The 24,018-nt window shown below is 72.9% G+C and carries 26 protein-coding genes; 11 read left to right on the top strand and 15 right to left on the bottom strand.

The window, feature by feature from the left end; genetic code table 11:
* From AB0J80_RS25420 to AB0J80_RS25405, 4 genes are all read right to left on the bottom strand, one after another.
* On the bottom strand, nucleotides 1-1,067 hold a 1,067-nt coding region (locus AB0J80_RS25420), incomplete at its 3' end, for an AraC family transcriptional regulator (RefSeq protein WP_364709425.1).
* Between the two features lie 36 nt (nucleotides 1,068-1,103).
* A complete protein-coding gene (locus AB0J80_RS25415) occupies nucleotides 1,104-1,445 on the bottom strand; it encodes a phospholipase (RefSeq protein ID WP_364709423.1) in 342 nt (113 codons plus the stop codon).
* Entirely contained in the window at nucleotides 1,442-2,848 is a 1,407-nt protein-coding gene (locus tag AB0J80_RS25410) for a DUF4331 domain-containing protein (protein WP_364709421.1), read from the bottom strand. The genes AB0J80_RS25415 and AB0J80_RS25410 overlap by 4 nt, the downstream gene beginning before the upstream one ends.
* Nucleotides 2,849-2,865: 17 nt before the next feature.
* Nucleotides 2,866-3,069: a hypothetical protein gene (locus AB0J80_RS25405; protein WP_364709418.1), complete on the bottom strand. Its 204-nt coding sequence runs from the start codon at nucleotides 3,067-3,069 to the stop codon at nucleotides 2,866-2,868.
* 243 nt (nucleotides 3,070-3,312) lie between these two features.
* Here AB0J80_RS25405 and AB0J80_RS25400 point away from each other — a divergent pair, with 243 nt between their 5' ends.
* Together AB0J80_RS25400 and AB0J80_RS25395 are read left to right on the top strand one after the other, a co-directional pair.
* Nucleotides 3,313-3,765, top strand: coding sequence for an SRPBCC family protein (locus AB0J80_RS25400; protein WP_364709415.1), 453 nt, complete (start codon nucleotides 3,313-3,315; stop codon nucleotides 3,763-3,765).
* Nucleotides 3,762-4,412 (top strand): isochorismatase family cysteine hydrolase, encoded by a 651-nt coding sequence (locus AB0J80_RS25395; protein ID WP_364709414.1) that lies wholly within the window; start codon nucleotides 3,762-3,764, stop codon nucleotides 4,410-4,412. The genes AB0J80_RS25400 and AB0J80_RS25395 overlap by 4 nt, the downstream gene beginning before the upstream one ends.
* Here AB0J80_RS25395 and AB0J80_RS25390 read toward each other — a convergent pair.
* From AB0J80_RS25390 to AB0J80_RS25380, 3 genes are read right to left on the bottom strand one after another with little or no spacing between them, the layout of a single operon-like run.
* Entirely contained in the window at nucleotides 4,387-5,469 is a 1,083-nt protein-coding gene (locus tag AB0J80_RS25390) for a M20/M25/M40 family metallo-hydrolase (protein WP_364709412.1), read from the bottom strand. The two genes, AB0J80_RS25395 and AB0J80_RS25390, sit on opposite strands and share 26 nt — an antisense overlap.
* Nucleotides 5,470-5,478: 9 nt before the next feature.
* Nucleotides 5,479-6,855, bottom strand: a complete 1,377-nt coding sequence (locus AB0J80_RS25385) for an MBL fold metallo-hydrolase (RefSeq protein ID WP_364709410.1) — start codon at nucleotides 6,853-6,855, stop codon at nucleotides 5,479-5,481.
* Complete coding sequence (locus AB0J80_RS25380) at nucleotides 6,812-8,002, bottom strand: LLM class flavin-dependent oxidoreductase (RefSeq protein ID WP_364709407.1); 1,191 nt, start codon at nucleotides 8,000-8,002, stop codon at nucleotides 6,812-6,814. Before AB0J80_RS25380 ends, AB0J80_RS25385 begins: the two co-directional genes overlap by 44 nt.
* A gap of 46 nt (nucleotides 8,003-8,048) precedes the next feature.
* Between AB0J80_RS25380 and AB0J80_RS25375 the strand changes: the two genes are divergently transcribed.
* From AB0J80_RS25375 to AB0J80_RS25360, 4 genes are read left to right on the top strand one after another with little or no spacing between them, the layout of a single operon-like run.
* Nucleotides 8,049-8,996 carry an aliphatic sulfonate ABC transporter substrate-binding protein gene (locus tag AB0J80_RS25375; RefSeq protein WP_364709404.1) on the top strand — a complete coding sequence of 316 codons (948 nt, stop codon included), beginning with the start codon at nucleotides 8,049-8,051 and terminating at the stop codon, nucleotides 8,994-8,996.
* Nucleotides 8,993-9,814 (top strand): ABC transporter permease, encoded by an 822-nt coding sequence (locus AB0J80_RS25370; RefSeq protein WP_364709403.1) that lies wholly within the window; start codon nucleotides 8,993-8,995, stop codon nucleotides 9,812-9,814. The genes AB0J80_RS25375 and AB0J80_RS25370 overlap by 4 nt, the downstream gene beginning before the upstream one ends.
* Complete coding sequence (locus tag AB0J80_RS25365; protein ID WP_364709401.1) at nucleotides 9,787-10,521, top strand: ABC transporter ATP-binding protein; 735 nt, start codon at nucleotides 9,787-9,789, stop codon at nucleotides 10,519-10,521. The genes AB0J80_RS25370 and AB0J80_RS25365 overlap by 28 nt, the downstream gene beginning before the upstream one ends.
* A 41-nt stretch (nucleotides 10,522-10,562) precedes the next feature.
* Nucleotides 10,563-11,774, top strand: coding sequence for an aminotransferase class V-fold PLP-dependent enzyme (locus AB0J80_RS25360; protein ID WP_364709399.1), 1,212 nt, complete (start codon nucleotides 10,563-10,565; stop codon nucleotides 11,772-11,774).
* Here AB0J80_RS25360 and AB0J80_RS25355 read toward each other — a convergent pair.
* The 4 genes from AB0J80_RS25355 to AB0J80_RS25340 are packed head-to-tail and all read right to left on the bottom strand — an operon-like array spanning nucleotide 11,748 to nucleotide 15,774.
* Nucleotides 11,748-12,866: an LLM class flavin-dependent oxidoreductase gene (locus AB0J80_RS25355; RefSeq protein WP_364709396.1), complete on the bottom strand. Its 1,119-nt coding sequence runs from the start codon at nucleotides 12,864-12,866 to the stop codon at nucleotides 11,748-11,750. The two genes, AB0J80_RS25360 and AB0J80_RS25355, sit on opposite strands and share 27 nt — an antisense overlap.
* 2 nt (nucleotides 12,867-12,868) lie before the next feature.
* The gene (locus tag AB0J80_RS25350) at nucleotides 12,869-14,173 is read right to left on the bottom strand and encodes an NtaA/DmoA family FMN-dependent monooxygenase (RefSeq protein WP_364709395.1); all 1,305 of its coding nucleotides are present in this window, start codon (nucleotides 14,171-14,173) and stop codon (nucleotides 12,869-12,871) included.
* Nucleotides 14,166-15,323 (bottom strand): LLM class flavin-dependent oxidoreductase, encoded by a 1,158-nt coding sequence (locus AB0J80_RS25345; RefSeq protein WP_364709394.1) that lies wholly within the window; start codon nucleotides 15,321-15,323, stop codon nucleotides 14,166-14,168. Before AB0J80_RS25345 ends, AB0J80_RS25350 begins: the two co-directional genes overlap by 8 nt.
* 58 nt (nucleotides 15,324-15,381) lie before the next feature.
* Nucleotides 15,382-15,774 carry an SMI1/KNR4 family protein gene (locus AB0J80_RS25340; protein WP_364709391.1) on the bottom strand — a complete coding sequence of 131 codons (393 nt, stop codon included), beginning with the start codon at nucleotides 15,772-15,774 and terminating at the stop codon, nucleotides 15,382-15,384.
* Nucleotides 15,775-15,848: 74 nt separating this feature from the next.
* Here AB0J80_RS25340 and AB0J80_RS25335 point away from each other — a divergent pair, with 74 nt between their 5' ends.
* Together AB0J80_RS25335 and solA are read left to right on the top strand one after the other, a co-directional pair.
* Nucleotides 15,849-17,666: an ATP-binding protein gene (locus tag AB0J80_RS25335; RefSeq protein WP_364709389.1), complete on the top strand. Its 1,818-nt coding sequence runs from the start codon at nucleotides 15,849-15,851 to the stop codon at nucleotides 17,664-17,666.
* Between the two features lie 52 nt (nucleotides 17,667-17,718).
* Entirely contained in the window at nucleotides 17,719-18,870 is a 1,152-nt protein-coding gene (solA, locus tag AB0J80_RS25330) for an N-methyl-L-tryptophan oxidase (RefSeq protein ID WP_364709386.1), read from the top strand.
* 4 nt (nucleotides 18,871-18,874) lie between these two features.
* Here solA and AB0J80_RS25325 read toward each other — a convergent pair whose 3' ends face one another.
* The gene (locus AB0J80_RS25325) at nucleotides 18,875-19,261 is read right to left on the bottom strand and encodes a hypothetical protein (RefSeq protein WP_364709383.1); all 387 of its coding nucleotides are present in this window, start codon (nucleotides 19,259-19,261) and stop codon (nucleotides 18,875-18,877) included.
* Between the two features lie 46 nt (nucleotides 19,262-19,307).
* Between AB0J80_RS25325 and AB0J80_RS25320 the strand changes: the two genes are divergently transcribed.
* Entirely contained in the window at nucleotides 19,308-19,868 is a 561-nt protein-coding gene (locus AB0J80_RS25320; RefSeq protein ID WP_364709444.1) for a GNAT family N-acetyltransferase, read from the top strand.
* Between the two features lie 260 nt (nucleotides 19,869-20,128).
* Here AB0J80_RS25320 and AB0J80_RS25315 read toward each other — a convergent pair whose 3' ends face one another.
* From AB0J80_RS25315 to AB0J80_RS25305, 3 genes are read right to left on the bottom strand one after another with little or no spacing between them, the layout of a single operon-like run.
* Nucleotides 20,129-20,896, bottom strand: coding sequence for a glucose 1-dehydrogenase (locus AB0J80_RS25315; RefSeq protein WP_364709381.1), 768 nt, complete (start codon nucleotides 20,894-20,896; stop codon nucleotides 20,129-20,131).
* A 36-nt stretch (nucleotides 20,897-20,932) separates the two neighbouring features.
* Entirely contained in the window at nucleotides 20,933-21,475 is a 543-nt protein-coding gene (locus AB0J80_RS25310) for a cyclophilin-like fold protein (RefSeq protein WP_364709378.1), read from the bottom strand.
* A gap of 30 nt (nucleotides 21,476-21,505) precedes the next feature.
* Nucleotides 21,506-22,510 carry a zinc-dependent alcohol dehydrogenase family protein gene (locus tag AB0J80_RS25305; RefSeq protein ID WP_364709376.1) on the bottom strand — a complete coding sequence of 335 codons (1,005 nt, stop codon included), beginning with the start codon at nucleotides 22,508-22,510 and terminating at the stop codon, nucleotides 21,506-21,508.
* Between the two features lie 163 nt (nucleotides 22,511-22,673).
* On the opposite strand from AB0J80_RS25305, the gene AB0J80_RS25300 reads away from it, so the two are divergent.
* Both AB0J80_RS25300 and AB0J80_RS25295 read left to right on the top strand, forming a co-directional pair.
* Entirely contained in the window at nucleotides 22,674-23,561 is an 888-nt protein-coding gene (locus AB0J80_RS25300; RefSeq protein WP_364709373.1) for a helix-turn-helix transcriptional regulator, read from the top strand.
* Nucleotides 23,561-23,974: a cupin domain-containing protein gene (locus tag AB0J80_RS25295; RefSeq protein ID WP_364709372.1), complete on the top strand. Its 414-nt coding sequence runs from the start codon at nucleotides 23,561-23,563 to the stop codon at nucleotides 23,972-23,974. Before AB0J80_RS25300 ends, AB0J80_RS25295 begins: the two co-directional genes overlap by 1 nt.
* Nucleotides 23,975-24,018 lie beyond the last annotated feature (44 nt).

Below are 24,018 nucleotides of genomic sequence, written 5' to 3'. Positions count from 1 at the left end.
GTCCTTCCTCGCCCCGGGCTACGGGGGGGCGCCGACCCTAACTGGCGGCCCCCGCGCAGGGTCTGTGACGGCGAGACGCCGTAGCGGGCGCGGTAGGCACCCGCGAAGCGGCCCAGGTGGGTGAAGCCCCACCGGTACGCGACCTCGCTCACGCTGACGTCGCCCTTGTCCGCCCGGGTCAGCTCGGCGTGCACCCCCTCCAGGCGCAGCCGCCGCAGATACGTCAGCGGCGGGACGCCCACGTGCTGGCGGAACGACTCCTGCAGCACCCGGATGCCGACGCCCGCGATGCCGGCCAGCTCCGACGCCGTGAACGAGCGGCCCGGCTCGGCGTGCATGGCGTCGAGGGTGCGCTTGACCGTCCGCGGCCGGCGGGCGGTCGGCTGACCGGGCACGCCGCCGCCGGAGGAGTGCTCGACGGCCCCGGCCAGCGTGCTGATCGCCAGGTCCCGCCACCGCCGCAGCAGCCACGGCAGGGTGGTCAGGCCGTCCTGCTCGCGCAGCTCCGCGTGCAGCATCCGGATCAGGCCCATCCAGCTGCGGCCCGGCCCGCCGGCCAGACCGAAGGTGGCGCCCAGCGGCAGCGCCGCCCCGCCCGCCGCGTCGTACGCGGCCTCCAGCTCCCGCTCGAAGGCCAGCCGCTCCACCTTGACGCTGTACAGCCGGCAGTCCGCGGACCAGCGCAGGTCGATGTCGCCGAGCGGCTGGAACACCGCGGCGCGACCCGGGTCGGCGGTCGTCGCCGTGCCCCGGTGCAGCACATGGACCGAGCCGGTCACCGGGGCCAGCACGTGGTAAGCCGTCCGCAGGTCCCCTATGGCGATGCACATCTCCACGCCGTAGCTGACCTCGCCGATCGTCAGCGGGCCGAGCTGCACCACGTCGGCGGAGAAGTCGAAGCCCTCGATGCTGCCCGCCGGTTTGATCTCGAGCGGTCCGTAGAACATCCGGCGGCAGAACGCGCGTGCCTCATCGGCGTCCAGCGTGTGCAGCGCCGCGCGCGCCGCCACGTCCGAGCCCACCGACGCCGGATCAGGGTCCCGATCGGTCACCCCTGCCGTGTCCATTCGCTCACCCTAAACCGGCAGGGGCGTCACCGCTTGTTACGAAATGGCGCCTTCCGGCCATTCGTACTCGGTCACCGACCCTCCGGAGACCCGCACCTCGGCCAGTGGGGTCACCGGGTCGCGCCAGACGACGTACCGGCCCGCCGGCAGGTTGTCGATGACCACGCTGAACATCACGCCGTCGCGGACGTAGCGCGCCCGGACCGCCGCGTGCGTACGCCGGGCCGCGTCCTCGACCGGGCTGACCTCGATCTCGTGGCCGTGCAGGCTGCCCGGGGTGTGGATGACCAGCGCGCCGATGCCGGCGCCGATGTTGAGCACCACGGTGCCCTGCCCGGAGGGCGCCAGCGTGTGGTGATGGTGGACCCCGACGCTCACTTGTCGTCCTCTCCGGAGGGATTGTTGAAGCCGTCGAACGGCACCCCGAGGTACGGGAACTTCTTGAGCAGCTTGGAGCTGGCGTCCTTGGCGGTCAGTCCCTGCTCGACCTGCGCCGCGGCGTCGTCGGGCTTGAACTTCTCGTCCACCAGCGGCACGGTGACGCCGGCGATCGCGCGCAGCGAGATGGACACCACGTCGTCGGCGGGCCGCCGCCCGTTCGGGAAGCCGGCCAGGTCGCCGCCGAGGATGCCGAAGGCGTTCTCGTCCTTGGTGGGCGGCACCACCGTGTTGAGCCGCAGCATGTCCGCCTGCGTCTCGCCGGTGTTGTTCTGGAAGTCGTCGATGAGCCCGTCCGGGATGCCGGTCAGCAGGATCGCGACGAGGTCGGCGCGGGCGGTCTTCGCCTTGTTCAGCTCGGCAAGGTTGTCGAACAGGCCCGGGTAGAGCACCGGCAGCAGCTGCGCCAGCTCGGGCTGCTCGACGAACTCCACGAAGCGCTTGTCCTCGCTCGGCGGCAGGCTGTTCCACAGGTCCTTCTGCGCCATCGGCACGATGACCTCGTTGAACAGCGGGTTGCCCAGCCGCGACACCTGGACGTGCGGGCCCACGTACACGTCATCGTTCTTCTTGCCGTGCCGGACCTGGACCTGGCGGCGGCTGGCGGAGGTCCACACGCCGACGACCGCGCCCGGGTCGCGCCCGCGGACCTTCTTCTTGCCGTCCTTGCGGACCATGTGCAGCGGCACCTGGATCGCGATGCTGTGCACGTTCATCTTGTCGGTGGCGTTGACCGCCTTGCCGGCGTAGTTGAACAGCTTCTGCCCGACCAGGTGCTTGTCCTGGAACGGGCGCAGCGTGCCCAGGTCGAAGATGGCGCCCAGGTCCACGAAGAACGGGTCGGCCCGCTGGCCGGCGAAGACCTTCTCGCCGGTCTCCAGCTTGTGCACCGCGTCCTCGGCCAGCTTGTCGTAGTCCGGGATGGACAGCGGGCCCACGTTGCACGGCGGGCACGGCAGCTTCTCGGCCAGCACGGTGTGCTTGCCGTGTTCGTCGACCCGGGTCACCGAGTAGAACTGCCGGCGGTTCCAGTTCTCGCTGTCCAGCGACTCGATCGGACCGGTGTTGTAGAGGAACGTCCGGTCGTTGCGCAGTTCGGTGCGGAAGCGGAACTGGTACGTCAGATCGGGCCGTCCGTCGCCGTTCTTGTCGACGTGAATCTCGTAGAGCACGTCGTCGCCGAACTCGAAGAAGTTCGGACCGCTGGCGGGCAGCTGCAGCGGCACATAGTTGGCGATCAGCGTCACCGTGTCCGGGTTGTCGGGGCTGACGAACGCGTACAGGTCGGAGCTGTCGGCCACCGGGTCCTTGCTGATCTCCGGGGCTTCGCGGTGCGAGGACATGAGAGAGCCTTCCAGGTTCAGCGCTTGACGGCTTTGAGCAGCTTCTTCGCCAGGTCGGCGTCGGTGATCGTGACCTTCGAGCCGCCCGAGAACAGGTCGAAGGTGCCCTTCTTCGCGTCACGCAGCGAGAGGACCAGCGGCTCGTCGTCGGCGGACGCGCCGCCCTTCTCGCCGGCCAGGCTCAGCCCGGCCACTCCGGCGGCGGAGGCACCGACACCCACGGTCGCGGCGATCGTAAGAACCTTACGGCGCGACAGGCGGGAAACCGCCCGCGTGCCGTAGTGGACACGACTCATGCTCGGCCTTTCGTCACGCGCTGCGGAGGTCTCCCACCGCGGCGCAAATCGGGGATTGTTGCCCTGACGGACGTCGTCGACAGCCATCAGTACGAAGGGGCACAGCGAAGGGGTTCAAAGCAATTTCCCAGCAAAGGTTTTCGAAAGGTTCGTGCGACCATGGGCGGCGTGTCCGTCGATGAGTTCAGCCATACGTTCGCGGTGTCCGCCCCGGCCGCCAGGATTCACGGGCACCTCAGCGACCCGGAAAGCTATGTCGGCCTGTCCCCGCTGGTCGTAGCGGTACGCGACGTCCGGCGCGAGGGTGATGCGGTGTCGTACGTGGCGGTGGAACGCTTCCGCCTGGGGCCGCTGCACTGGGACAACCTGATCCGGGTCACCATGACGTTCCCGGTCCCGGGCCGCAGGATCGTCAGCGACGTCCGCAGCCCGGGATGGGTGCACCTGGTCGCCACCGTCGACCTGGAGCGGGACGGCGACACCACCCGGGTCACCGAGTCCGTGACGGTGACCTGCCCGTGGATACTGCGGCGCTTCGTGATCGGGCAGGCACGGTCGGTGCAACAAGCCCGGGCGCGCGAGCTCACCCGCCGCATGGAGGCGTCGAGGACCGCCGCATGACCGGATCCGCGATCGACCCCCACCTCGCACCGCACTGGGAGACCTCCGCGCTCGTCACCATCGACATGCAGCGCGACTTCCTGTCCGAGAGCCGGTACGGGCTCGCCGGCACCACCGAGATCGTCCCCGCGCTGCGCGAGCTGCTGGACGCCTTCCGGGCTGCGCGCCGGCCCGTCGTGCACATCATCCGGCTCTACGAGGGCGACGACGTCGACCGCGTGCGGCGTACCCTCCTCGCCGCGGGCGCCGGGATGGTGCGGCCCGGCACCGAGGGCCGGCTGCTCGCGCCCGGCCTGCTCCCCGGCGACGGACCCCGCCTCGACGACGACCTGCTGCTGAGCGGGGCGCCGCAAGTGCTGGGCCCGCACGAGTACGCCCTCTTCAAACCCCGCTGGGGCGCCTTCTACCGGACCCCGCTGGACGCGATGCTGCGCGAGCAAGGGGCCGACACGGTCGTCTTCGCCGGCTGCAACCTGCCGAACTGCCCCCGCGCCAGCATCGTCGAGGCGAGCGAGCGCGACTACCGGGTGGTGCTGGCCATCGACGCGATCTCGCAGGCCACCGAGGAGGGCCTGCGGGAGGTCGCCGGGCTCGGGACCGTGCTGCTGCCGGTCGCGGAGATCAGCGCAGGGCTCGCAGGAAGGTGACGAGCGCCGCCCGGTACGGCGCCACCGTGGCCAGGTCGGCATACTCCCCGGGACCGTGCTGCCCGTCCCCGCCGGGACCGAAGATCACCGCGTCGACGCCCCGCGCGGAGTAGAACCGGCCGTCGGCCGCGCCGTGCTTGCGCAGCAGGTCACCGCCGAAGCCGGCGTCACGCGCGGCGGCCCGCAGCAACCCCACCTCGCGGCTGTCCGGGTCCGCGCGGTGCGGCGCCCCGAAGCCGTCGACCGACACCTCCAGCCCGGACAGGTCCCGCAGGTGCCGCTCGACCTGCTCACGGGTACGCCCGGCGTACGCCCGGTCCTCGGGCGGGAACCGGATGTCGAGCCACGCCACCGCCGCGGCGGGCACCTGGTTGACCGCCGCGTCCGGGGTCTCGACCCGCGCCACGTTGACCGTCGTCGCCCACACCTCGTGGCCGGGCAAGGGATGGCGGGTCAGCACCCGCTCGATCCCCGTGAGCAGCTTCAGCAGGGCGTTGTCGCCGAGCCAGGGATAGGCGGCGTGCGCGGCCGTGCCGGTGGCGTGCAGGCGTACCTGCAGGATGCCCCGCGACTCGGTGACCACCCGCAGCCCGCTCTGCTCCCCGATCACCACGAAGCCGGCTCCCACCCCGGCGTCGATCTGGTGCGCGGTGCCGTCGTACCCCCCGACCTCCTCGTCGGTGACCAGCTGCAGGCCCAGGGGGTACGGCAGCACGGGCGCCAGCTCCCGGAAGACGTCGGCCATCACCAGCGCCGCCACCTTCATGTCCTGGGCGCCGCGCCCATAGAGCCGGCCGTCGCGGATCCGCGGCCGGAACAGCTCGTCCGGGGCGGGCACGACGTCGAGGTGAGCGTTGAGGATCACCCTGAAGTCGGGTCGCGTGCCGCCGGTGTGCACCAGAGCGCTCGGCTTGCCCCGGGAGAGGAACCGCTCGACGGTGAAACCGGGACCGACGCGGCCGAGCACGTACTCGAGCGCCGCGCTCAGCTCGCCGGGCCGGTCGGCGGTGGACCGGATGGCGATCAGCCGCGCAGCGGCGTCGAGCAGGTCGTCCATCCCGCGACGCTACCCGGTCCGGCGTGAGGGCCCCTCGTGCACGACCGGCAGGCCTGCGGCGGCCGCGTTGGCCCAGTCGTCGTCGACGGCCACCGTCCGGCGGCCGGCCCGGGCCAGCAGGCTCGCGGCGGCCGCGGCGCGGTAGCCGGCCGCGCAGTGCACCCACACCGTGCCGTCCGGCACCTCCCGCAGGCGTTCGGTGAGTGACGGCAGGGGGATGTGCACCGCACCGGCGAGATGGCCGGCGTCCCATTCGGCGGCGGCACGCACGTCCAGGACGACGTCCGCATCCTCGGCAGCCAGGTCCGCGAAGGTCGCCCGGCGGCGCTCCGCCAGGTCTCCGGGGGTACGGGCCCACTCCTCGGGCGTGCCGGTGGCCGCGGCGGCCGGGCGGTCGATGCCGATGCGGGCGAGCTCGCGCTGCGCCGCCGCCACCTGCTGCGGCGACTCGCCCAGCAGCGTCAGCGGGGCGCCGTGCGGCAGCGTCCAGCCCAGCCACGTCGCCAGCGGCCCGTCCAGGCCGAAGCTGAGTGTCCCGGCCAGGTGGCGGTACGCGTACGCCTTGCGCGAGCGCAGGTCGACCACCCACTCCCCCGCCTCGATCCGGGCCCGCAGCTCGTCCGCGCCGGCGCGCGCCACCGGAGTGAGGTCGATCAGGTCCGCCCCTTGTGCGTTGCGGACGCCCATGTGGGCGTAGTACGCCGGGTAGGCGCCCAGCCCGGCCAGCAGCTGTTCGGCGTACGCGTCTGCGTGCAGCCGCAGCACCGGGTTGGCGAGCTTCTCCCGGCCGATCGTGGACGCGTCGGCGTCCGGCGGCGTCGCCGAGCAGAAGCTTCCGAAGCCGTGCGTGGGCCACACCGGGGTGCCGTCGGGCAGCAGGTCGGCGAGGCGGCGCGCCGAGGCGTGCTGGTGGTGCGCCAGGGTGCGGGCGTGCTCGGCGCCGAGCAGGTCGGTGCGCCCGGTGCTGCCGAACAGCAGTGAGCCGCCGGTGCAGACGCCGGCCACCTCGTCGTCGTGGCGGACCACGTACGACAGGTGGTGGAAGGTGTGGCCGGGGGTGGCGACGGCCGTGAGCGCCAGGCGGTCGGAGACGGTGACGCGGTCGCCGTCCCTCACCGGTACGCGGGCGAAGCTCACCTCCTCCGCGGCCGCCACCAGGTAGGCCGCCCCGGTCAGCCGGGCGAGTGCCAGGCCGCCGGAGACGTAGTCGTTGTGCAGGTGCGTCTCGGCGACGTGCGTGATCCGGACGCCGAGGCGGCCGGCGACGGCCAGGATCCGGTCGATGTCGCGTTGCGGGTCGACGACGACCGCGACCTCGCCGTCGTGGACGAGGTAGGTGCGGTCACCGAGGGACGAGGTCTCCACCACGGCGGTTCCGAGCGTCATCGTTTCCTCCCAGAGGGACACCGGCGAACGGGATGCTCGCCTGCTGCGTGCCGGGGCCGTCCGGGTGCCGCCAGAGGCCGCGCCGGGCCAGCTCGGGCAGCACGCCCTCGCCGAACCAGTACGCCTCCTCCAGGTGCGGGTAGCCGGACAGGATGAACTCGGTGATGCCGAGGTCCGCGTACTCGGCGATGCGGTCGGCGATCTCGGTGTGGCTGCCGACCAGGGCGGTGCCCGCGCCGCCGCGGACCAGGCCGACGCCCGCCCACAGGTTCGGCGCCACGACCAGGCCGTCGCGCGAGCCGCCGTGCAGCTCGAGCATGCGGCGCTGCCCCTCGGACTCGCTGCGGCGCAGTCCCGCCTGGACGGCCTCGACGGCGTCCGGGGAGACGTGGCGCAGCAGCCGTTCGGCCTCGGCCCAGGCGGCGTCGGCGGTGTCGCGGGCGATGACGTGCAGCCGGATGCCGAAGCGCAGGCCGGGGTTGAGGCCGCGGATCCAGTCCAGCTTCTCCCGCACCTGCGCCGGGGGTTCACCCCAGGTCAGGTAGACGTCGCTGTGGGCGGCGGCGACCGGGCCGGCCGCCGCCGAGGAGCCACCGAAGTAGATCTCCGGGACCGGGTCGGGCAGGCGGCTCAGCTTGGCGCCCTCGACGCGCAGGTGCTTGCCGTGGTGGTCGACGGTCTCGCCGCGCCACAGTGCGCGGACGATGGCCAGGAACTCGTCGGTGCGCTCGTAGCGCGCGTCCTTGTCCAGGAAGTCGCCGAAGGCGCGCTGCTCGCCGGACTCGCCGCCGGTGACGACGTTGAGCAGCAGCCGGTTGCCCGACAGCCGCTGGAAGGTCGACGCCATCTGGGCGGCGAGCGTCGGCGAGATGAGCCCCGGGCGGAACGCGACGAGGAACTTGAGCCGCTCGGTGACCTCGGTGAGCATGGCGGTGGTCAGCCATGCGTCCTCGCACCAGGCGCCCGTGGGGGTGAGGGCGCCGGCGAAGCCGAGCTGTTCGGCGCTGCGGGCGATCTGCCCGAGGTAGCCGATGGTGAGCGGGCGTACGCCGCCGGCCGAGCCGACCGGTACGCCGTGACCGCCGCCGACGATGTCCCGGCTGTCGCCGTTGGTGGGCAGGAACCAGTGGAAGTCGAGGGCAGCCATGCCTCCACCCTACCCATATTTCCTATCGATTAGATAGAGTGCAGGAATGCATCGACGACAGGTGATCCTGGCAGGCCTGGCCGTGGCCGCCTCCGCCGCGCTGGCCGGCTGCGGCGACGACGGCGGCGGGGCCGCCGCGAGCGGTGCCGGACTGCGCATCGGCTACCAGCGCTTCGGCGGCCTGAGCCTGGTCAAGGCCCGGGCGGCGTACCCGGAGGCGACCTGGTCGCTGTTCGAGAGCGGCCCGGCGCTGACCGAGGCCCTCAAGGCGGGCGCCATCGACCTCGGGCAGACCGGCGAGGCACCACCGATCTTCGCCGCCGCGGCGAAGATCCCGTTCGTCATCGCCGGCACCAGCGCCCCGGTGCCCAAGGGCGAGGCGGTGCTGGTGAAGAAGGCGCGCGGCTTCCGCACCTTCGCCGACCTCCGCGGCAGGACGGTGGCGCTCAACAAGGGCTCCAACGTGAACTGGCTGCTCGTGAAGCTGCTCGAGGCCAACCGGATGACGCTCGCCGACATCACGGTGAAGTACCTCAAACCCGCCGAGGGCCGTCCCGCGTTCGACAACGACCAGGTCGACGCGTGGATCATCTGGGACCCCTACTTCGCGCTCGCCGAGCAGCCCGGCGTGCAGGTCCTGGCCGACGCCACGGGGCTGGCGAACAACCGCGAGTACCTCCTCGTCGCGCCCGGGGCCCTGGAGAAGAAGGCGGACAAGCTGAGGGCGTTCCTGGACGCGTACCAGAAGACCACGACCTGGGGAATCGCCAACCCGAAGGAACGCGCGGCGATCCTGGCACCCGAACTGAAGATCGACGAGCCGACCACCGCGCGGGCGCTCGCCCGCAGCGCCCAGCCGCTCGCACCGCTGACCCCGGCGATCGGGGACGAGCTGCAGGCCATCGCCGATGGCTTCACCCGGCTGCAGCTGATCCCGGGCAGCGTCGACATGCGGGCCCGCATCGACCCACGGTTCGCCGCGGAGCTGCAATGACCGCGCTGGCGAACCCGGCCGCGACCACGACGGCCACCGCCGCCCGACCGGCCCGGCGGCGCAGGCTGCGCTGGCAGCGTGCGGTCAGCCCGATCGCGATCCTCATCCTCTGGGAGGCCCTGTCACGCGGCGGCGTCCTTCCCTCCGACAAGCTGCCCGCGCCCAGCACCGTACTGCGCACCGGATGGCGGCTGACGGCGGACGGCACCCTCGCCGCCCACCTCGCCGAGTCGCTCACCCGCGCGGCCGCAGGCCTGCTCATCGGCGGCGTCGCCGCCCTGGTCCTCGGCGCGACGGCAGGCCTGCTGCGCCTCGGCGACGACGCCATCGACCCGCCCGTCCAGATGGCCCGGATGCTGCCCCACCTCGCCCTGGTGCCCCTGCTGATCATCTGGGTCGGCATCGGCGAGTCCATGAAGATCACGCTGGTCGCTCTGGGCGCGTTCTTCCCGCTCTACTTCAACGTGTACGCGGGCATCCGCGACATCGACGAGCGGCTCGTCGAGGCGGCCCGCACCTGTGGCCTCGGCACCTGGGCGCGGCTGCGGCACGTCATCCTGCCCGGCGCCCTGCCTTCGCTGTTCCTGGGCCTGCGCCTGGCGATCGGCGCGGCCTGGCTGAGCCTCGTGGTGGGCGAGCAGACCAACACCCAGAACGGCATCGGCTTCCTCATGATGGAGGCCCGCGAGTTCAGCCAGACCGACGTGGTGGTCGTCGGCCTCTTCGTGTACGCGGCCCTCGGCCTGCTGTCCGACCTGCTCCTGCGAGCAAGCGAGAGGAAGGCCCTGCAATGGCGGCGCGGACTCCGGGCGAAGTGACGGCGGTCGTCCGCGCGACCGGCGTCCGGCGCGCCTTCGGGCCCACCGTGGTGCTCGACGGCGCCGACCTCGCCATCGCCCCTGGCGAGGTGGTCGCCCTGCTCGGCGGCAGCGGCTCCGGCAAGAGCACCCTGCTGCGCATCCTGGCGGGCCTCGACCCCGACGCCACCGGCACGGTCACGGTGCCCCGCGAACACGCGGTGGTCTTCCAGGAACACCGCCTGATGCCGTGGAAACGCGTCGCGGACAACGTCGGCCTCGGCATCACCGGGCGCGACGCCCCCGGCCGCATCGCCACGGCACTCGCCGAAGTCGGCTTGGCCGACCGCGCCCGGGCCTGGCCCGCGGAGCTCTCGGGCGGCCAGTCCCAGCGCGTGGCGTTCGCCCGGGCCCTGGTCCGCGAGCCCCGGGTGCTGCTGCTCGACGAGCCGTTCGGCGCGCTGGACGCGCTCACCCGGCTCCGCATGCAGGACCTCTTCGGCCGCCTGCGCGACCGCCACGGCTTCGCCGCCCTCCTGGTCACCCACGACGTCGAGGAGGCGCTGCTGCTGGCCGACCGCGCGCTGGTGCTGGAGGGCGGCCGCATCGCCGACGAGGTCACCGTGGACCTGGACCGCCCGCGCGACCCGGACCAGCCCGGCTTCGGGCCACTGCGGCGCCGCCTGCTCGACCGCCTCGGCGTACCCCTGGGGCGGTCTTTCGAATAACCTATCTTGCAGATAGGACTACCGGCCTTTAGCGTCGGGGCATGGTGAGCGTCCTGAGCCCCGCAGAGGTCAAACTTCCCGACGGCAGCAGCACCGATTTCGCCAATCTCGACGTCGCGGCCACCGCGCCGTGCCTCGACGTCGTCGCCGAGGCGGTGGCCGATCTGCTGCCCTGGTACGGCAGCGTGCACCGCGGCGCCGGCGCGTTGGCGCAGCGCAGCACCCGCGAGTACGAGCAGGCCCGGGAGACCCTGTACGAGCATCTGGGGTGCGGTCCCGGCGACGCCGTCGTCTTCACCCGCAACACGACCGACGCCCTCAACCTGCTCGCTCACGTACTGCCGCCCGGCACGACCGTGGTGACGTTCGACGTCGAGCATCACGCCAACCTGCTGCCGTGGCGCACCCCGGTGCGCATCGGGACGCCGCGGTCGCCCGGCGAGGCGGTCGCCACCCTGGACGAGGCCCTGCGACAGGTGTCCGGGCCGGTGCTGGTGGCCGTCACCGCCGCCAGCAACGTGACCGGGGAGCTGTGGCCGGTGCGGGAGCTCGCCGAGGTCGCCCACCGCCACGGCGCCCGCATCGCCGTCGACGCCGCTCAGCTCGCGCCGCATGCGCCCGTGGACATGGCTGCCCTGGGCGCGGACTACGTCGCCCTCTCCGGTCACAAGGTCTACGCCCCGTTCGGCGCCGGGGTGCTGGCCGGGCGGGCCGACTGGCTCGACGCGGCGCCGCCGTACCTCGCCGGGGGTGGCGCGACCGCGGGGGTGTCGGCCGACTTCGCCGTCCGGTGGCACGACGGGCCGGCGCGGCACGAGGCCGGCACTCCGAACCTGATCGGCGCGGTGGCCCTGGCCACCGCCTGCCGGGTCCTGGCCGGCGCCGACCTGTCCGCCGAGGCGCACCTGGTCGCCCGCCTTCGCGCCGGGATCGCCCGCCTGCCGCACGTCGAGGAGCTGCGCCTGTTCGACGCGGCAGCGCCGCGGGTCGGCATCGTGTCGTTCGCCGTGCTCGGCCGGGACCCGGACGAGCTGAGCACCGAGTTGGGGCGCGACCATGCGATCGGGGTCCGGACCGGGCTGTTCTGCGCCCATCCGCTCACCCGCCGGCTGCTGCGCGAGGCGGCCGGACGGCTGGACCCGTCGGCCGAGCCGCCGGGCGCGGCGATCCGGGCCAGTCTCGGCATCGGTACGAGTGAGGAGCACGTCGACCGGCTGCTGGCCGTGCTATCCGCGCCACTGTTCGGCGAGTAGCTCGTACGAGCGCACCCGGTCGGCGTGGTCGTAGGTGACCGTGGTGACGAGCAGTTCGTCGGCCCCCGTCGCCCGCTGCAGGGTCCGCAGCCCCTCGGCCACGGTCCGCGGCGACCCGGCGAACTGCGTCGCCACCCGGTCAGCCACCAGGTCGCGGTCGGCGTCCGTCCACTCGTGGGCGGCCGCCTGCCGCGGCGACGGGTACGGCATGGCGCCGGCTCCGGTACGCACGCTGCGCACCCACAGCCCGTACGGCGAGGCGAGGTCCCGGGCCGTGGCGTCGTCGGCGGCGACCACCACGTCGGCCGACACCATCACCTTGGGCGCGGCCAGCACGGCCGACGGCCGGAACGCCGCCCGGTACGCCGCCACGGCCTCCAGCACCTTCGCCGGCGCGACGTGGTAGTTCGCGGCGAACGGCAGGCCCCGCTCGCCGGCCACGCGGGCGCTCTCGCCGCCGCTGCTGCCGAGGACCCACAGCTGCAGGTCAGCGCCCTCGCCGGGCACCGCGCGCGCCTCGTTGCCGTGCTCGTCGGTGATCGCCCCGGCCAGCAGCGCCTCAAGCTCGTCGAGCCAGCCGGCTAGGTCCGGCGACTCCGCGCCCGGCTGCTGCAGCAGGCGGCCGAAGAGCGCGGCGCGGGCCGAGGCGTGGATCGGTGCGAACGAGAACGGCTTCGGGATGAGCAGGCCGTCGACGACGCGCTCCGGCGCCGGGGCGGGCGGCCGGGCGAGCTCCGCGGCCGCCTCCCGGCGCCGCTGCCCCGAGCGGCCCAGGCCGAGGTCGACACGCCCCGGGTACAGCGCGTCGAGCAGGCCGAACTGCTCCAGGACGGACAGCGGGGTCTGGTGGCCGGTCTGCACGGCGCCGGAGCCGAGCCGGATCCGGTGGGTCACCGCCGCGATCTGCCCGAGCAGCAGCGCCGGCTGCGAGCTCGCGACACCCGGCGTGAAGTGATGCTCGGCGACCCAGTAGCGGTGGTAGCCGAACTGTTCGGCGTGCCGCGCGAGGTCGATCGTGCGGCGCAGCGCGTCCCCGGCGGTGCCGCCGGCGACGATCGGTGCGAGGTCCAGGACGGACAACGGTACGGCCATGGCTAGAGCCCCAGGTGTTCGCGCAGGGTGGTGGTCGTGTACTCGGTACGGAGGACGCCACGCTCCTGCAGCAGCGGCACGACCGTGTCGACGAACTCGTCCAGGCCGCCCGGGGTCAGGTGCGGTACGAGGATGAAGCCGTCGCACGCCTGCGTCTGCACGTACTCGTTCAGCTCGGCCGCGACCCGCGCGGGCGTGCCGATGAACGACTGCCGCCCGGTGACCTCGATGATGAGCTCGCGGATGCTCAGGTTCTTCTGCTCCGCGCGGGCCCGCCACTTTCGGGCCGTGGCGAAGCGGTCGGCGTACTGCCCGGCGCGACCCTCGGCGATGCTCTCCTCGTCGCCGGCCGGCTCGACGTCCGGCAGCGGCCCCTCCGCGTCGTAGCCGGACAGGTCCCGGTTCCAGACCTGCTCGAGCAGGAGGATGGCGGTCTGCGGGCTGACCTGCTGGCGGCGGATGTCATGAGCCCGCTCCCGGGCCTCGGCCTCGGTGTCGCCGAGCACGAAGGACACGCCAGGGATGATCTTCAGGCTGTCGGGGTGCCGCCCGTAGCGTGGCAGCCGGGCCTTCACGTCGCGGTAGAACGCACGGGCGTCCTCGATCTCGTGGTGCCGGGAGAAGACCGCGTCGGCCTTCGCGGCGGCCAGCTCGCGTCCCCCGTCGGAGTCGCCGGCCTGCAGCACGACCGGGTGGCCCTGCGGGCTGCGCGGTACGCCGAACCGCCCGGAGACGGTGAACTGCGGCCCGTCGTGCGCGAACGATCCGGTGTCGGCGAAGACACCCGTGTCCCGGTCGGGCCGCAGCGGCGCCCACGAGTCCCACAGCTCGCGGGCGACGTCGATGAACTCGCCCGCCCGCGTGTAGCGGTCGGCGTGGTCGAGGAAGCCGCCGCGGCGGAAGTTCGCGCCGAAGAACGGTCCGGAGGACGTGACGACGTTCCACGCCGCCCGGCCGCCGGACAGATGGTCCAGGGTGGCCAGCTGGCGGGCCAGCTCGTACGGCTCGTGGAAGGTGGCGTTGAGCGTGCCGGCAAGGCCCAGGTGCGTGGTGACCGCGGCGAGCCCCGCGAGCACCGTGAGCGTGTCCGGGCGGCCCACCACGTCGAGATCGTGGATCAGGCCGCGCTGCTCGCGCAGGCGCAGACCCTCGGCGAGGAAGAAGAAGTCGAACTTGCCGCGTTCGGCGGTGCGGGCGAGGTGGGCGAAGGAGCTGAACTCGATCTGGCTGCCGGCGGCCGGGTCGCTCCACACCGTCGTGTTGTTCACGCCCGGGAAGTGGGCGGCGAGGATGACCTGCCTAGGCAACGCGGGCTCCTTCGGGGGACTCGTACCGGTTGACCGCGGGTGGCAGGCCCAGGCGCGAGCGCAGGGTGCCGGAGGGCTCCCGGGTCCGGAAGACGCCGCGGTCCTGCAGGACGGGGACCAGCAGGCGGGTGATCGCCTCGAGGTCGTAGGGCAGGGCGCCCGGGCGCAGCCGGAACCCGTCGATCCCCGCGGCCCGCCAGGCGACGAGCAGGTCGGCGAGCTGCTCCGGGGAGCCGGCGAAGATCAGCGCGTCCGAGTGCCACGACGAGCCGTGCAGGTCGTCGAGGCGGTTGCGCCGGGCGAGCGCGTCGCCGCCGTGGTCGTCGAGGAAGACGACGAGGTCCGCGAAGACCTTGAGGGCCGGCTCCGGGGCACGGAAGCGGGCCGCGATCTCCGCCGCCTCTGCCTCGTCGGACGGGGTGACGAAGACGACGTCGGCGCCGCGGCCGGCGAGCTCGTACGACCGCGGCCCGTGCGCGAGCGCGGCGACGACCGGCTGGCCCTGCGGCGGTCGCGGCACGATCGAGGGGCCCTTCACCGAGAACCACCTGCCGGCGAAGTCGATGGCGTGCAGCTTGTCGCGGTCGATGAACCGGCCGGTGGCGACGTCGCGGATGACGGCGTCGTCCGCCCAGCTGTCCCAGAGCCGGCGGACGACCTCCACCGCGTCGGCCGCCTCGTCGAAGAGGTCCCGGACGGCCTCCTCGCCGATCGGCGCCGGGCGGCGCCCGAGCAGCGCCGCCTCCCCGGGCCGGCGGGAGACCCGCGCCTGCCAGCCGGCCCGGCCGCCGCTGAGGTAGTCGAGCGTGGCCAGGGCGGTGGACAGGTGGAACGGCTCGGTGTATGTCGTCGTCGCGACCGGGACCAGGCCGATGTGCCGGGTCAGGGGCGCCACCCGGGACGCGACCAGCACGGCGTCCAGGCGCCCGTTGAGCTCGCCGGGCGCGTCGGTGGGCGGCCCGAAGGTGTCCTCGAAGGTGACGAGGTCCAGCAGGCCGGCCTCGGCCTCGCGGACCAGGCCGGCCCAGTGGTCCGCGGTGAAGACGGCGGCGGCGTCGGCCGGTGACGTCCGCCAGGCTGCGGGGTGCCAGCCCAGCCCGTCGAGCGCGACCGCGAGGCGCAACGGCGTGGGTGGGGCGATGAAGGCCATTCCTATTTCCTATAGCTAAAATAGGAATAGCTCAAGGGTGGCGTGACGCAGGACGCGTTCAGGTTCCGGCGGCCAGGATCCGGATCAGGTAGTCGGCGAGGCCGTCGGCCACCGTCCGGAGCTCGCCCGTCTTGTGGTCGCGCACCACGACACCGCGCGCCGGGTCGCCGGGGTCGAAGGCGAACCGGTCCCCCTCCCCGTTGCCACCGAAGAAGAGCAGCCCGCCGGACTCGAGGTCGTCGCGCACGATGCGGTGCACCGGCCAGACGACGTCCACGCCGTCCTCGTCGCGGACCCCGTCGGTCTCGGCCAGCAGCTCCCCCAGGTCCTCGGGCAGAACCTGACCCAGCCGCTCCTGGGCGGCCGCGATCGCCGCCGGTGAGGCTCCCGCGGCGAGGCCGGCCGAGGGCAGCACGGCCAGCACCACGTCACGCCACGGGACCGCGAGCATGGTGGCATCCTACGAGAGCCCGGAATCGGGCGAATCGTCCGCATAGCGGAGGCCGTACCGGTAGCCTCGGGCCGGTGAACCGGCGGTCTGGCCCTTGGCATCGCGGCCGGTGGTCGACGCGGGTCCTGGTCCTGGTCGTGACTCTCGGCATCGCCGGGACGGCGCTCGCCGCCGTCGCGCTGCGCCGCGCCGACGACGACCGGCTGGCCCGGGCCCTCAGCCAGCAGACCCTGCTGATCTCCCAGACCGTGTCGGCGGAGATGCGCCGCTACAGCAGCTCCCTGACCGATCTCGCGGCGGCCGCCGGCGCCCAGAACCGCCTGGAGGCCGCCGAGTTCACGGCGATCACCGCGCCGGTCGACAGCGAACGCCTGCCCGGCGTCACCGGCGTCTCCTTCCTCGTAGCCGCGCCGCTGGGCGACGTGCCGGCCGTCCAGCGGAGGTGGCGGGGCCTGGGCAGCCACGACCTGCGCCTGCAGCCCCAGGGCGACAGTCCGGGCGAGCACTTCTTCGTGGTGCTCGACCGGCCCGTCGACGCCTCGGACCAGCTGGCCGGGCGCGACGTCACCGCGGCCACCGAGGCGGTGGACGCGCTGCGCACCGCCCGCGCCGGCCACCGTGTGGCGATCAGCCGCACGTACCGGCTCGTCCGGGACCAGGACCTGCCGGGCGACCGGCAGCAGCTGTCGTTCACGCTTGCCGCCCCCGTCTACGCCACCTCACCGAGCGCCGCGGACAACGGCCGCTTCCGGGGCTGGCTGACCATGGCCCTGCGCGCCGAGGACTTCCTGCGGCGCGCCATCAGCGTGGTCGCCCGCGACACGGTCGCCGTCACTCTGTCGGACTATGTCGGCGGCGTGCTCACCCCTGTCGCGCGCTGGCAGCCGGACGCGCGGATCGACCACGGACCCAACCCCCGGCACGTCATGGTGACCGTGCCACAGCGCGCCTGGCAGCTCACGGTCGCGCCCACCGTCCGGCTGCTGCCCGACTCCGAGCTGCACCTCGACTGGGTCGCCTGGTGCGTCGGCCTGGTCATCACCGCGCTGCTGGCCGCCCTCACCGGCACCGTGGTCACGTCCCGCAACCGGGCACTGCGCCGGGTGGACGAGGCGACCGCGGCCCTGCGCGAGGACATCGTCCGCCGGGAGGCCGTCGAGCAGCAGCTGCGCCGGCGCGAGGCCGAACTGGTCGGGTTCGCCGGGGTGGTCGCGCACGACCTGCGCAGCCCGCTGGCCCGCATCACCGGGTACGCGGACTTCCTGCGCGAGGAGGCGGCGCCGCGGCTCGACACGGTGCAGCGCGACTTCCTGGAGCGGCTCTACGGCGGCGCCCAGCGCATGGCGAGCCTCATCGACGACCTGCTCGACTACGCGACGGCCGACAACCGGCAGCTGATCGGCGTACCGGTGGACCTGGGACGGCTGGTCGACGACATCGTGCGGGAACGGACCAGCGGGCCCGGCGCGCAGCAGCCGCGGGTGACCGTGGAGCCGTTGCCGACCGTGGCGGGCGACCCGGTGCTGCTGCGTCAGGTCCTGGACAACCTGATCGGCAACGCGCTGAAGTACACCCGCTACGGCGACGACCCGGTCGTGGAGATCACCTGCCGGCCGCACGGCGACGGCTGGCGCGTCGAGGTGGCCGACCACGGCATCGGCATCCCGCCGGAGCAGCGCGAGACCGTCTTCACCGCCTTCACCCGCGCCGACGGCAGCCAGGGATACCCCGGCACCGGCCTGGGCCTGGCCATCGTCCACCGCATCATCGAGCGGCACGGCGGGGAGGTCGGCGTCGAGCCGAACGACGGCGGCGGCAGCCGGTTCTGGTTCACCCTCCCCGACACCCCGGCGGCCGCCCGGCCCGCCGGGGAGTTTGTTGCGCAGTCGTAAAAGTCCCCCCGAGGCATTGACCATCACCATTGGACACCCGGAAGCTGGCGACGTGGCGGTCTACGACGTGATCGTGGTGGGGCTGGGCGGCATGGGGAGCGCGGCCGCGTACCACCTCGCCGCGCGGGGCCTGCGGGTGCTCGGGCTCGAGAAGTTCGGGCCGGTGCACGACCGGGGTGCCAGCCATGGCGGCTCCCGCATCATCCGGCAGTCGTACTTCGAGAGCCCGGAGTACGTGCCGTTGCTGCTGCGGGCGTACGAGCTGTGGGAGAGCCTGGCGCACGACTCCGGCCGGGACGTGATCACCCTTACCGGCGGCATCATGGCCGGGCACCCGGCGAGCCGGACCGTGACGGGCAGCCGGGCCAGCGCGCAGAAGTGGGACCTGGCCCACGAGATGCTCGACGCGGCGGAGCTGCGGCGGCGCTTCCCGGCCTTCGAGCCCCGGGACGGCGAGGTCGCCCTCTACGAGGCCAAGGCCGGTTTCGTACGCCCGGAGCAGACCGTCCAGGCCCACCTCGACCTGGCCGCCCGGCACGGCGCGGACCTGCACTTCCACGAGCCGATGACCCGCTGGGAGGACACCGCGGACGGCGGCGTGCGGGTGGACACCGAAGCGGGCACGTACACCGCGGGCCACCTCGTGATCGCACCCGGGCCCTGGGCGCCCCGGCTGCTGGCCGACCTCGGCGTCCCCTTCGTGATCGAGCGCCAGGTGCAGTACTGGTTCCAACCGGACGGCGGCGTCGGCACCTACCTGCCGGAGACCTTCCCGGTCTACATCTGGGAGGACCGGCACGGCAGCCAGGTGTACGGCTTCCCGGCCCTGGACGGCCCCGAGGGCGGCGCCAAGATCGCGTTCTTCCGCCGGGGCGTGCCGACCACCCCGGAGACGGTCGACCGCGACGTGCACCCCGACGAGATCGCCACGATGGCCGCCCGCGCCCGGCAGCACCTGCCCACCCTGCCGGGCACGTTCCTGCGCGCCAAGACATGCCTCTACAGCAACACCCCCGACGAGCACTTCGTCATCGCCACCCACCCGTCGCACGCGGCGGTCACGGTGGCGTGCGGCTTCTCCGGCCACGGCTTCAAGTTCGTCCCGGTCGTCGGCGAGATCCTCGCCGACCTGGCGACCAGGGGCGCGACCCGCCACCCGATCGGCCTGTTCGACCCCCGCCGCCGCACCGAAGTGGGTCCCTGACGTCTCAGGCCGGCGTCGCGGCCGGGCGGGCCGCCCGCAGCCGCAGGCCGAGCTCCAGCAGGCGCCTGTTGTCCGCCTGGGAGTCGTCGAGGGCGCGCCGGGCGAGGGCCTCCGCGGCCCGGCTGACGGTCAGGGCGATCTCCCTCGCCTGTTCGTAGCCGGCCTCCGCCTGGTCGGCCCGCGCGACCAGGGAAAGATCGCCGGACCCGCTCCGGTACGCCTCGCGCAGCTCGGTGAGCGTCGCCCAGGCGGCACGCTCGGCGCGATGGGCGGCCTGCTGGGCGGCGAGAGCGCGCTTGCTGGCCAGGTCCCGGGCGACGGCACGGCGCGCGACGTCCCGGCGTACGGCCTCGTACTCGGCCAGCAGCCGCTCGTGCTCGTCCACGGACACCCCAGCAAGCTAACACCGAAACGCGGGCGGGCATCATGGTCACGTGCTGAACCGGAGCCCCGAGTATCCCCTGCGGACCGAGCGCCTTCTCCTGCGTCCCCTGAACGAGGGAGACGTCGACGCGCTGCTCGCGTACCGCAGCCGGCCGGACGTCTGCCGCTACGTACCGTTCGAGCCGATGGACCGGCAGGTGATCCTCGACCGGCTCGCCGGGCCGTGGGCGCGGACCGCTCTCACGGACGAGGGCCAGTCCCTGACGCTGGGAGCCGTCCTGGCCGATACGGGTGAGCTGGTCGGCGACGCGATCCTGTTCTGGCACAGCCGGTTCCACGGCGGCGGCGAGGTCGGCTACGTCCTCAACCCGGACTTCGCCGGGAACGGCTACGCTACCGAGGCGGCTTCCGCTCTGCTGCGGCACGGCTTCGAGGACCTGGGCCTGCACCGCATCGTCGCGCGCCTCGACGAGCGCAACGACGCCTCCGCCGCGGTGGCGCGACGGCTGGGCATGCGTCAGGAGGCGCGCCTGGTGGAGAACGAGATCTTCAAGGGCGAGTGGAGCACCGAGCTCGTCTTCGCGATGCTCGCCGCCGAGTGGGCGAAGCGCTGATGCAGGGTCAGCCGGCGTCCGGCGCGACGGTGAGGCCCTCGGCCGCCACCCGGGCCACCGCCCCCTCCCACCAGTAGGCGTTGCCGTTCACGTAGAGGCAGGTTCTCTGAGGGGTTCGCTACTCTGGAGGCGGGTTCTCCCAGTTCAGGCGATGCAGCCAGCCACCCTAGCGATCACCACAGTTGTGGTGCAAGGAGGCAACCTGGCCGTGTCGCTCTCCACATTGCTCGCACTCGGTCGCGCACCTTCTACCGGCACCCCTACTGGGCGGTGTATCCGCCGTCTACCGGGAGGGCGACGCCGACGACGAAGGTGGCGCCGGGGCTGCACAGCCAGAGCACGGTGGAGGCGATTTCGTCGGCGCGGCCGAACCGGCCGATGGGTTGGTTGGCCAGCGCTTCGGCGGTGTCCAGCTCACCGTTGGCGATCATGGCGGTGACCATGGGCGTCTCGAAGGTTCCCGGGCAGATGGCGTTGATCCGGATTCCACGCGGCGCGTACTCCAGGGCCGCGCTGCTGGTGAGCCCGAGCACGCCGTGCTTGGACGCGTGATAGGCGGCGCGTCCGGGCAGGCCGACGAGGCCGCCGAGGGAGGAGCAGTTCACGATGGCGCCGCTGCCCTGCTCACGCATCTGCCGCAGCTCGTGCTTCATGCAGGCCCAGACGCCGCGCAGGTTGACGGCGTTGACGCGGTCGAAGGTGTCGGCGGGTTCGTCGGCGACGTCGGACGGTGGGGCCTGGATGCCGGCGTTATTGAAGGCCATGTCGAGCCGGCCGTAGGCGGCGACGGTCTGGTCGATCAGTGCGGCGACCTGCTGCTCATCGGACACGTCGCAGCGGATGCCGAGGGCTTCGTGCCCGTCCGCCTGCAGTTGGGCGGTGGCGGCCTGCAGGGGTTCGTCGTTGACGTCGGCCAGGACGACCGTGGCTCCGGCCTGGGCGAACGCCTGGGCGGTGGCCAGGCCCATGCCGGAGCCGGCGCCGGTGACCAGCGCTACCTGGCCGGTGAACTCGTAGGTGGGGTTCATGACTTCTCCCGATGAGGAGGGCGGGCGGTGTCGGGCTCAGGCGGCGCGGGGTTCGACGGTCGCGGTGACGGCGCCGTCGAGGCCGGCGATGCGGCTGGCGGCGTCGCCGTCGAGGCGGCCGATGAGCACGATGCCGGGGAAGTACGACTGGTCGCCGTAGTAGAAGACGAGGTCGTTGCCGGGTGCGTAGTAGCCGACATCGCCGACGTCGGGATCCGCGCCGTCCGGCTGGCCGTCCAGCGACAGGGGGGAGGGCAGTGGGCCGGTTTTCTCCACCGCGCCGTGGTCGACCATGTCGACGGTCAGCGGCAGCTGGGCGAGCAGGTCACGGCCGGCGGCGCTGTCGAAGATCGTGGCGTGGAATCGCTGGTCGTTGATGGTGATCTGGATCTTCATCTGTTCTCCCCGGGGCGCGGTGGCACCACTCGGCGGCGCCGAGGTCGGGCGGACGCTGCTGGGTGATGTGGCAGATGGTTCTTCGCCGGTGTCGCGGGGCTGACCGTTGCCGCCGCAGCCGGCAACGGTCAGGCCGACGATCGCCGACAGCGTTGCGCGGATGGCTGCGCGTGTGGCGGGCATGGCATCTCCCGTGTCGGGGCTGGCGCCGGGTCAGAGGGTGAGCAGGACCTTGGTGGCGGTGCGCTGGTCCATCGCCTGGTAGCCCTCGGCCGCCTTGTCGAGGGGCAAGGTGAGGTCGAAGACCTTGCCGGGGTCGATGGTGCGGTCCCAGATGAGCTGGATCAGCTCGGGCAGGAATCGCCGGACTGGTGCGGGGCCGCCGTGGATGTGCACGCCGGACATGAACAGCTGGTCGCCGGGGATGGCGACGTCGTGGGACACGCCGACGAAGCCGACGTGGCCGCCGGGGCGGGCCGAGCCGATGGCCTGCATCATGGCTTCCTGGGTGCCAACGGCCTCGATGACGCTGTGCGCGCCCAGCCCGCCGGTCAGCTCCTTAACCTTCTCGACGCCAGCGTCGCCGCGTTCGGTGACGATGTCGGTGGCGCCGAACTCGCGCGCCAGGGCCTGCCGGTCAGCGTGGCGGCTGAATGCGATGATCCGCTCGGCGCCGAGCTGCCGGGCGGCCAGGACGCCGAGCAGGCCGACCGCGCCGTCGCCGACGACCGCGACGGTCTTGCCCGGCCCGGCCTGGGCGGCGACGGCCGCGAACCAGCCGGTGCCGAGCACGTCGGAGGCTGCCATCAGCGACGGGATCAGCTCCGGGTCGGGCTGCCCCGGGGTTGCGACCAGAGTGCCATCCGCGAGCGGGATGCGAGCCAGCTCCGACTGGGTGCCGATGGTGCCCATCAGGACCCGGTGTACGCAGTACGCCTGGTAGCCGGCCTGGCAGATGTCGCAGGTGTTGTCGGACGCCCAGAAGGAGCCAACGACGAAGTCGCCCGGCTTGACGGTGCGCACCTCAGATCCGATCTGTTCGACGACGCCGACGTACTCGTGGCCCATCACCTGATGGTCGACTGGCTCGGCGCCGCGGTACGGCCACAGGTCGCTGCCGCAGATACAGGTCGCGGCCAGGCGGATGATCGCGTCGGTTGGCTCGACGATCACCGGGTCCGGGCGCTGCTCGACCCGCACGTCCCCGGGCTTGTACATCACAACTCCACGCATGGGTGGTGTGCTCCGTTCGCTTCGATCGGACAGCCCTGCAGGGCCACGGCACCCAGTCAACGTGCCCGCTCAGATGGGAGAAAGTCCCTGCAAATGGGTGTACTGACAGGGCACCCTTCGCCGGCACCGCCCGGCCTACGCTCGGGTCGTGGACAACCGATCCGAGGTGCGCGACTTCCTGACCACCCGTCGGGCTCGGCTGACGCCCGAGCAGGTGGGGCTGCCGGCGACGCGCAGCCGGCGCGTCCCGGGGCTGCGGCGCAGCGAGGTCGCCGCCCTCGCCGGGCTCAGCGTGGAGTACTACGCCCGGCTCGAACGCGGCCAGATCGCCGGCGCGTCGTCCGGTGTCCTCGAAGCTCTCGTCCGGGCGTTGCAGCTCGACGAGACCGAACGGGCGCATCTGTACGACCTGGCCCGCGCGGCGGATGGCATCCCAACCTCGGGGCGGGGGCGGCGCCGCCCCGCCGGCAAGGCCGCCGCGCGCCTGAGCCTGCGGTGGGCGTTGGAGGCGATCACCGACGGCGTCGCGTTCGTGCGGGATCCCCGGCAGAACCTGCTCGCCACCAACGCGCTCGGCCGGGCGTTCTATGCACCGGTGATCGGCGACGGCGGGCGCTTGCCGAACCTGGCCCGGTTCCAGTTCCTCGACCCGGCCTCGCGCGACTTCTACCCCGACTGGAACCTGTTCGCCGCGATGTGCGTCGGCGTCATGCGCGCCGAGGCGGGCCGCGACCCGCACGACCGCGCTCTGCAGGACCTCGTCGGCGAGCTCTCCACCCGCAGCGAGGACTTCCGCCGGCTCTGGGCCGACCACGACGTGCGTACCCACGGCACCGGCACCAAGCGCTTCCACCATCCCGTGGTCGGTGAACTCACCCTCGCCTACGAGGAACTCGCGATCACCGCCGAACCCGGCCTGGTGCTGCTCGTCTACACCGCCGAGCCCGGCTCACCGTCCGCGGAACGCCTCCGCCTGCTCGCTTCCTGGGCGGCCACCGCCACTACCGCAGCAGTCCGCGACCCCGAAGGAACCTGATGCAGATCACCCGCAGCTCCATCGCCACCGCCAAGGGACCCGCCGACTGGTTCACCGGCGACGTCTACATCGACGCCGTCGCCGCTGCGCCCCCGCCGTCGCGGGTGAGGGCGAACCTGGTCCACTTCATGCCCGGCGCCCGCACCCACTGGCACCGCCACCCGCTCGGCCAGACCGTCTTCGTCACCGAAGGCGTCGGCCTGTGCCAGCGCCGCGGCGGGCCTATCGAGGTCATCCGCCCGGGCGACCGGGTCCTGTTCGAAGCCGACGAGGAACACTGGCACGGCGCCGCACCCGACCGGCTCATGGTCCACCTGGCCATCAACGAAGCCGACGACCAGCACGACGTCGTCCACTGGCTCGCGCCCGTCACCGACGCCGAATACGCCGCAGCCCCTCCCACCAGCGCGTAGCGGCTGCCGCACGCACCGACCGATCCAGCAAGCCTCCCTGCCAG

Source organism: Actinoplanes sp. NPDC049548 (genome assembly GCF_040676695.1).
In the GTDB taxonomy this organism is placed as follows: Bacteria; Actinomycetota; Actinomycetes; order Mycobacteriales; family Micromonosporaceae; genus Actinoplanes.
Note: the sequence above shows the minus strand (reverse complement) of the source record. Positions and strands in the feature narration are given on the sequence as shown.